Origin of the sequence: Streptomyces sp. NPDC051677, assembly GCF_044453465.1 — a bacterium.
Taxonomy (GTDB): Bacteria; Actinomycetota; Actinomycetes; order Streptomycetales; family Streptomycetaceae; genus Streptomyces.
In genome coordinates, this window is record NZ_JBITCT010000122.1 from 1 (window position 1) to 7,478 (window position 7,478).

Below are 7,478 nucleotides of genomic sequence, written 5' to 3' on the forward strand. Positions count from 1 at the left end.
TGGCGCCCGCTTCGAGAACGGCCTCCTCGTCGAACGAGACAAGACCCTCGCAGCGTGATCCACCTCAACTGATCCACAAGTCTTGACAATTACTCGGCCCGGCCTACCGCTGGCCTTGGCCTTGATCCTGGTCTCCAACAGCATCGCGTAGTGCTGGACGGTGGCCGTGACCTCGGGCAGAGTGCGCGCCGCCCTCGCGTCGAGCTGCGCGGCAATCTGGAACGCGTTTGAGTAAGCGCCCGCAAGAGGGTGGGCGTTAGGGTGCGGATTCAGCGAGGACGCCACTGACTCACTGCCCGTCTTCCGGTTCCGGCTCGCCCCACTGGCCGAGGGCCCATTCCCGCAGCAGGGCGAGCATTGCACGGGTCAGCTCGTGCGGACGGCCGTCCATGAGGTCGTGACGGTCGAGCGCAGTCTTCTCCAGCTCGGCGGGGCTGATCGCGGACAGGAAGGCAGCCGCTGCCGGGCCAGGGTCCGGCGGGACGCCGATGACGACGTGCGCCAAGCCCTCGAACACACCGGCCGCCGTGGATCTCGGGGAGAGTTCGATGACCATCTGCGGTACGTCGCCCGCGCGGTGAGCCACCGAATAGGCAGAGAGGTCCCGGGAGACGTCGTGACCACCGATCTCCACGACGGCGGTATGCCCCTGCCCGGTGACGCGCACTGAGAGGGGCTCACCCTCGGAAGAAATGGGTTTTACACTCTGATGTGTTGGCACCTATATGAGGTTACGGGTATCCGGTGGCAGCCCAGCTCGCCAGCCGTCTACGGAGGCGTGATCTCGTCGCGACGAGTCACCCGAACGATCTCGACCGTGGATGCTTCCGACGGATCGAGGACCTGCCACACCCGATTTGCTGTTGCCGCATGCTCGCCCGCTGCGGCGACAACTTCCACGCGGTCGTACCGCACGGGAACAGGCGCTGAGATAGGCGTGAGGAGGCGATACCAGCTGACCGTGTCGTCCAGCCATTCCCGCCCGAGAACGTGTTGCGCGGTGACCTGTCCGTGGCCGGACAGGACAGCTCCCGGCCCCTCGTAGACCGACTCCGCCGGCACAGACCCCAGGAGGCCGGTTGAGAGGTCGAGTTGGGGAGTACCCGTTGGGCGGGTGATCCGTACCGTGTCCACCAGCAGCGTCGCCTCCAGCTTCTCCCGTTCCGCCTCGGTGTCGATCGGCGTGCTCACGAGGTGCCGCCCGAAGTGCTGGATTGAGTGTTCTGATCCAGGAACGTCGTGCGGACCACGGCCAGAGTGGAGGTCTGGCCGACATCGAGGACGCGCCACGTACGGCCAATCGCTGCCGGGTCGGCAGCGTTGACGACGCTCACCGTGTCCTCCCGCGAAGCCACCGGGGCGTCCAGAGGCGTTACCAGCTTGTACTTCGACGTGGAGTCGTCGACGTACGCCTGGCCTTCCAGATGCAGGACGATCCCTGGATCACCGTTGGGGAAGATCCCGCCGTGTCCTTCGTAGATGATGACGGGCGGGCCGGGCTCGTACTGGCCTGTGTCCGGGTTGAAGACCGGCTCGGCCGCTCTGCTGATTCGTACAGTGTCGGTAAGAATCTTGCGTTCGACCAGGGCGCTGACGGCCCCGAGGGTCAATCCTTCAGCCGGAGTGTTCATGCGTTCGAGCGTAGCGACGACAACAGACAGGTCGGTTCATCGGCGGTTCACCACTGAAGTTTGACAGCGCCATCAGCGAGAGCCGTCTCATGTGTTGGGGACAAACGGACGCCGCCGCCCAGGCTTGGGCGGCGGCGCTCACCTGCAGGCAGACCCACAAGAAGCAAGCAGAATCAGCAGCGCATCCAATGGGACTGGGCTGCCAAATAGAGCATCGGCATCACAGCGGTCAGGAAAGACGCGGTAGCGCCGACGCGGTCGGCCGGCAGGGCAAGAAGGATCACCACCAGTACCACAACGAGGACCACCGGACCTCTACCGGAGGCCAACGGGTGTGCCCCACCATGGTGAGTGACGCGGAAGAACTGCACGATCTCGCCTGCCTTTCGCTTGGACAGCCCGCCGGGCCACGGGTTTGAGCAACGCCGCCCGAGGAGGATGTCCGACCTGTCTTGTACGACCCCTTCTTTGTACAGCCACCACATCACCGCTGGTAGATGCGCTAATAAGGTTGAGTCATCTGGTAGGCATGGAGTAGGCAACAGCTAGGCATAATCCGTCTCCTGAAAGGTTCTAGGTGCCCAAGAAGGCCATCAAGAAGCCGCCGGTCCAAGGCGCTTCAGCCCTGTTCTTCACCTCGCTCCACGACCTGGTGCGCACCCATGGCGACCTCTCAGCTGCAAGCATCGGAGAGCGCATCCCGCGAAGTCGGCAGGCCGTCTACCGGGCCCTTGCTGGGCCGCAGTTGCCAAGCCAGCGCATCACGGGCGAGATCGCGCGCGCAGTCGGATGCACCGAAGAGCAGGTCGAAAACCTGCTTGCACTATGGGCGGATGCCGTCGGAGAAAAACGAACCTCGACGCCCCCCGTGCGGACATGGCCGGACTTGTCTGAATCTGAACGGGCTACAGATCGGTCAAGCTCCATCCGTAATTTCGGAAGGCAACTGACCATTCTGCGAGAAGAGTCCGGCTTGACCGTCCGTGAAGTAGCGAGACGCACCGACTCCTCGGCCAGCACTATCGGCGGTTACTTCGCTGGCAGGCATCTTCCGCCGCGCCAGTACTTGATGGCCCTGCTCCAAGCGATGGGCCGGCCATCGAGCGATGTCGAACATTGGCTGCAGCTGCTCAATGAGGCCAGGGCAGGCCGAAATTCCCCTCCGGCCGACGGCACGGCAAAATGATCATTTGACTGCGGCGACACCTATACCCCTCTGGCCGCAGCCTTTGACATCGGGGTGGCCACCGCGCACCAGTACGTCGCCGAGGCCATCGATGTCCTGGCAGCCCTCGCGCCCACGCTCCAGCAGGCCACCAGCACGGGCAGTGCAAAGGCGTTCGTGATCTTGGATGGCACCCTGCTGCCCATCGACCGGATCGCCGCCGACCGCCCCTATTATTCAGGCTGTGAGGATGATGGCCGTGTCGTTCCGGCCGTGGCCTGACTCGTACTCTGGCTGGCTTCTGTGCCTTGTGTTTGATCTGTCGGCCCGGCCGGAGCGACGTGTACCAGCACCGGGCCGACGGAGCGTGTCCCGATAGGGGCCTTGGCCTAGAAGGCACCGTCACAGTCCTGACCGCTCCACCGACCGGCGCTGGCCATCGGTACAGCGTCGTCGAACAGGAGCACCGTGACCACCCTCAGCATGCCCACTGCCGTCCGTGCCGTCCAAGATGCTGAGGCTCCGGCTGCGCCGCGTTCGGTGGTGCTCGGCATCGACACCCATAAGGACGTGCACGTCGCCGCCGTCCTTGACCACCTTGGCGCGCTGCTGGGCACGGGAGAGTTCCCGGCCACCGCAGCCGGCGACCGCCAACTTCTGGACTGGGCAGGTCAATGCGGGACCGTTCTACGGGCCGGGGTGGAGTGCACCGGCTCCTACGGTGCCGGTCTGGCCCGCTACCTCGCGACCCAGCAGGTGGCGGTGGTTGAGGTCAACCAGCCGACCGATCCACCCGGCGGCGCCGCGGAAAGACCGACGCCATCGACGCCGAGGCCCCCGCCCGGGCCGCGCTCTCGGGCACAGCCCGGGCACTGCCGAAGAGCGGCGACGGGCAGGTGGAAGCACTGCGCATCCTCCGGCTGGCGAAGAACTCCGCGGTCAAGGCACGCACCCAGGCGCTCAACCAGCTCAAAGCAGTGCTGGTCAACGCTCCATCTACGCTGCGCGAGGAGTTGGAGCCGCTCTCGACTTGGCTCCTGGTCAGCCGCTGCGCGGAGCTGGTCGACCCCCGCGGTGACGATCCGGCTGCCAACACGGCGGTCTTCACGCTCCGGCTGCTCGCACAGCGCGTCTTGCGGCTTCGGCAGGAAGTCACCGAGCTCGGGCGGCGAATGACCACAGCAGTCAAGGCCACCGCGCCCAGCCTGCTGGCACGATTCGGGATCGGGCCGGACAGCGCGGCGGCCCTGTTGATCGCAGTCGGCGACAACCCTGAGCGGCTGGGCAGCGAGGCATCCTTCGCCGCGCTCTGCGGCGTCAGTCCCGTCGAGCAGTCCTCGGGCAAGAGCCGGCGTCGCCGGCTCAACCGGGGCGGGGACAGACAGGCCAACGCCGCCTTGCACCGCATCGTGGTCACGCGCATGCGACAGGACGAACGCACCCGCGTCTATTTGGAGCGGCGCACCGCCGAGGGAAAGGGGAAGCGCGAGGTAATGCGCTGCCTGAAACGCTACGCAGCCCGCGAGGTTTATGCCCTGATACACGCCGACATGGTCACATGCCACCAGCAGCCTGATGATCCAGCGACCCTCACGACCGCACCTTGACGAACATAGGGGCATCAAACACAAGAAGCACGGCATGAACGTGCAGGTCCTAGCCGATCCGTTCGGTCAGTTGCTGTGGGCCTCAGCTGCCCTGCCCGGCGCTGTTCACGACATCAAGGCCGCCCGCACCCACGGCATCATCGACGTCCTGACCCACGCGGGCATCCGCTGCTGGGCCGGCAAGGGCTACCAGGGCGCGGGAAGCACAGTCCGCGTTCCCTACCGCGGGCGGTGGGACACGCTGTCGTCCGGCCAGCGAGCCGTCAACGTCTCCCACGCGAAGATCCGCGCCGTCGGCGAGCAGGCCATGGCCACGCTCAAGCAGTGGCGCCTGATACGGAAGCTCCGCTGCAGCACCACCCGCATCACCGACATCATGAAGGCCGTCCTCGCCCTCCACCTGGCCATCTCAGCATGCAGTTGATGTGACTTCGAGCGATCGGTGGCCAGGGCCCCTTGGATCCGCCCTGGTCAGCCCTCCGTGACGATTCGTAGTTGGCCATCGGGAATCCGAATCTCATGGCCGAGTCTGATTCGGGACACCGACGTGCTTCGGCCCCCGTGCTGCTGTGCAGCGCGGGGGCCGAAGGGGTGCCGTCCTCGCTCCGACTCAGGTCACTGGATTCCGGCGGCTCTGGTCACCATGCGGTGATGACCGGCGCGTCGAGTTCGTGCTGCCGCCATGCCTCGTTGAGGCGCGCGAGCCGGTCCGCGGCGGCGATGCCGAGCAGGGACGCGACCTTGCCATCGCTGACTTCGAACGCCACGGCACCCACGACCCGGTCGTCGACCACGGCGAGGACGGCTGCGGAGCCGTTGACCAGCGCGATGTGGAACGCGGGGGAGCCGCCGGCCAGCCGCCGCTTCGCCGGCGTGGGCTTGAAACCGGCCCGCACATAGGCGGCGATGCGCTCGCGGGTGTCGTACCGCAGCAGCCGCCTGGCCAGTCCGTAGCCGTCCGAAATTGCGGTCGCGTCGGCGGTGAGCATCGCCACCAGCCGTTCGGTGCGCCCCGACGTGGCGGCGGCGAGGAACTCCTCGACGATCCGGCGCGCGGACGCGGGGTCCACCTCGTCGCCGCCGCGGCGCTCGGCGGTGACCCGGCGCCGGGCCCGGTGGACATGCTGTTGGCTCGCGGACTCGGTGATGTCGAGGATCCCGGCGATCTCGGCGTGGGGGTACGAGAAGGCCTCGCGCAGGACGTAAGCGGCACGCTCGACCGGCGAGAGGCGCTCCATGAGGATCAGTACGGCCAAGGACACCGATTCGCGCTGCTCGAAGGTTTCGGCCGGACCGAGCATCGGGTCGCCCTCAAGGAGCGGCTCGGGCAGCCATACACCGGCCGCTCGCTCGTGGCGCGCCTGCGCCGAGCGGAGCCGGTCGACGCAGAGATTGGTGACGACCTTGGTCAGCCACGCTTCCGGCACCTCGATACGTTCCCGGTCCGCGGCCTGCCAGCGCAGGAACACGTCCTGCACGGCATCCTCGGCGTCGGCGGCCGAGCCGAGCAGACGGTACGCGAGCGAGGCCAGCCGGCCCCGGCTGGCCTCGAACCGATCGATGGCTGCGCTGTCCATGCGGAGCAGCCTATGCGGCAACCCTCACACCAGCCCGGTCAGGCGAGGCGGCCAGGCGGTGCCTGCGCTTGGGCATGCCGAAGGTCGGGTGAGCGATGCCCCACCCGGCCCCCTTGAGTACGCCCGACTTGAGCCGCGCGGCCATCCGGCCGCCCAGGTACCAGGACTTCGCCCGGACGTTCCCGTCCACCATCTGGAAGATCGCGTCCCGCCGCCCGAGGCTGATGTGATTGCCGTAATACTTCAGCCCGGTAGTCGGGACCTTGCTGCCCGTCAGGCGCGCGATGATCGCGGCGGTCGCCTGCATGTTCGTGACGCCGGCCGAGGCGCAGGACATCGGCAGCGGCCGGCCGTTCTCGCCGATCGCGTAGGCGCAGTCACCGGCGGCGTAGACGTCCGGATGTGAGACCGAGCGCATGCTGCCGTCGACGACGATCTGGCCGGTCTCGGCGACCTTCAGACCGCTGCCGGCCGCGATGGGGTCCACGGCGAACCCGGCGGCCCACACGGTCACGTCGGCCGGGATGGACGTGCCGTCGGCGGCGATCGCCTGTGTCGGCTCGACGGCTTCGATGTCGGTGTGCTCGTGGACGGTGATGCCGAGCCCGTCGAAAGCCTGGTGCAGGTGACGGCGGGCCTTCGGGGAGAGCCAGGCTCCCAGCTCGCCGCGGGCGGCGAGCGCGACCGAGAGGTCAGGCCGGGACTCGGCGAACTCGGTCGCGGTCTCGATGCCGGTCAGCCCCTCACCGACGACCAGCACGGCGCCGCCCTCGCCCAGTCCGGCCAGGCGCTCGCGTAGACGCAGCGCCGAGGACAGGCCAGTCACGTCGAAGGCGTACTCGGCCACGCCCGGGACGCCGTGGTGGGCTACGGAGCTGCCGAGCGCGTAGAGAAGCGTGTCGTACATGAGCTCGCCGTCGCCGTCCTCGCCGGTCACGGCGACGGTCCGGCGCTCGGGGTCGACGCCGGTGACGCGCGCCAGGCGCAGGCACACCCTGGTGCCCGCGAACACGTCGGTGAGCTTCCGGAACGTGAGGTCCTGGCCGATTGCGAGCTGGTGGAGCCGCATCCGCTCAACGAAGTCGGGCACGGCGTTGACGACGGTGATCTCGGTGTCGGCTGGAGAGAGCCGGCGGCCCAGGTTTCCGGCGGCGAAGGCCCCGGCGTATCCGGCTCCGAGTACCACGATGCGGTGCTTCATGGCGTTGCTCCTGTCTCGATTCGCGTGCCGTTTGAACGAGATGGCGCCCCGATTGCTGACAGGAACTGGGTGTGACACCGGTCACCGAACCAAAACGAGCGGCTGAGCCTCCGGCAGGTGCCTGGGCCTGTGTTGGGCAGTCGCAACGGGGCGATGGCCGACTATAGATCGGCATCGCAATTGGAAAAGGCTTTATGTCACCCACTCAGTGGACGTTAAGTCCGATCTTCCCCGGTTCGTGATCGCTCGATCGTGGGACTGATACTCGTCCGGGGCGACTGCTCGTCATGCCCATGC

General features: G+C 67.1%; 6 protein-coding genes and 3 pseudogenes. 4 read left to right on the top strand and 5 right to left on the bottom strand.

Going from position 1 to position 7,478, the window contains the following annotated elements; translation table 11 throughout:
• Nucleotides 1-289: 289 nt before the first annotated feature.
• From ACIBAF_RS48925 to ACIBAF_RS48935, 3 genes are all read right to left on the bottom strand, one after another.
• A complete protein-coding gene (locus ACIBAF_RS48925; protein WP_399473293.1) occupies nucleotides 290-667 on the bottom strand; it encodes a hypothetical protein in 378 nt (125 codons plus the stop codon).
• A gap of 101 nt (nucleotides 668-768) precedes the next feature.
• Complete coding sequence (locus ACIBAF_RS48930; RefSeq protein WP_399473295.1) at nucleotides 769-1,191, bottom strand: DUF6093 family protein; 423 nt, start codon at nucleotides 1,189-1,191, stop codon at nucleotides 769-771.
• Entirely contained in the window at nucleotides 1,188-1,631 is a 444-nt protein-coding gene (locus ACIBAF_RS48935; RefSeq protein WP_399473297.1) for a DUF6093 family protein, read from the bottom strand. Before ACIBAF_RS48935 ends, ACIBAF_RS48930 begins: the two co-directional genes overlap by 4 nt.
• 577 nt (nucleotides 1,632-2,208) lie before the next feature.
• On the opposite strand from ACIBAF_RS48935, the gene ACIBAF_RS48940 reads away from it, so the two are divergent.
• The 4 genes and pseudogenes from ACIBAF_RS48940 to ACIBAF_RS48955 all read left to right on the top strand — a co-directional run.
• Entirely contained in the window at nucleotides 2,209-2,817 is a 609-nt protein-coding gene (locus ACIBAF_RS48940; protein ID WP_399473299.1) for a helix-turn-helix domain-containing protein, read from the top strand.
• A gap of 9 nt (nucleotides 2,818-2,826) precedes the next feature.
• A pseudogene (locus ACIBAF_RS48945) lies at nucleotides 2,827-3,039 on the top strand (IS5/IS1182 family transposase); the annotation flags it as partial.
• Between the two features lie 240 nt (nucleotides 3,040-3,279).
• Nucleotides 3,280-4,403: pseudogene (locus tag ACIBAF_RS48950) on the top strand (IS110 family transposase).
• Between the two features lie 16 nt (nucleotides 4,404-4,419).
• A pseudogene (locus tag ACIBAF_RS48955) lies at nucleotides 4,420-4,827 on the top strand (transposase family protein); the annotation flags it as partial.
• Nucleotides 4,828-5,041: 214 nt separating this feature from the next.
• Here ACIBAF_RS48955 and ACIBAF_RS48960 read toward each other — a convergent pair.
• Together ACIBAF_RS48960 and ACIBAF_RS48965 are read right to left on the bottom strand one after the other, a co-directional pair.
• The gene (locus ACIBAF_RS48960; protein WP_399473301.1) at nucleotides 5,042-5,980 is read right to left on the bottom strand and encodes a sigma-70 family RNA polymerase sigma factor; all 939 of its coding nucleotides are present in this window, start codon (nucleotides 5,978-5,980) and stop codon (nucleotides 5,042-5,044) included.
• Nucleotides 5,981-5,990: 10 nt separating this feature from the next.
• Nucleotides 5,991-7,181 carry an NAD(P)/FAD-dependent oxidoreductase gene (locus ACIBAF_RS48965; RefSeq protein WP_399473303.1) on the bottom strand — a complete coding sequence of 397 codons (1,191 nt, stop codon included), beginning with the start codon at nucleotides 7,179-7,181 and terminating at the stop codon, nucleotides 5,991-5,993.
• Nucleotides 7,182-7,478 lie beyond the last annotated feature (297 nt).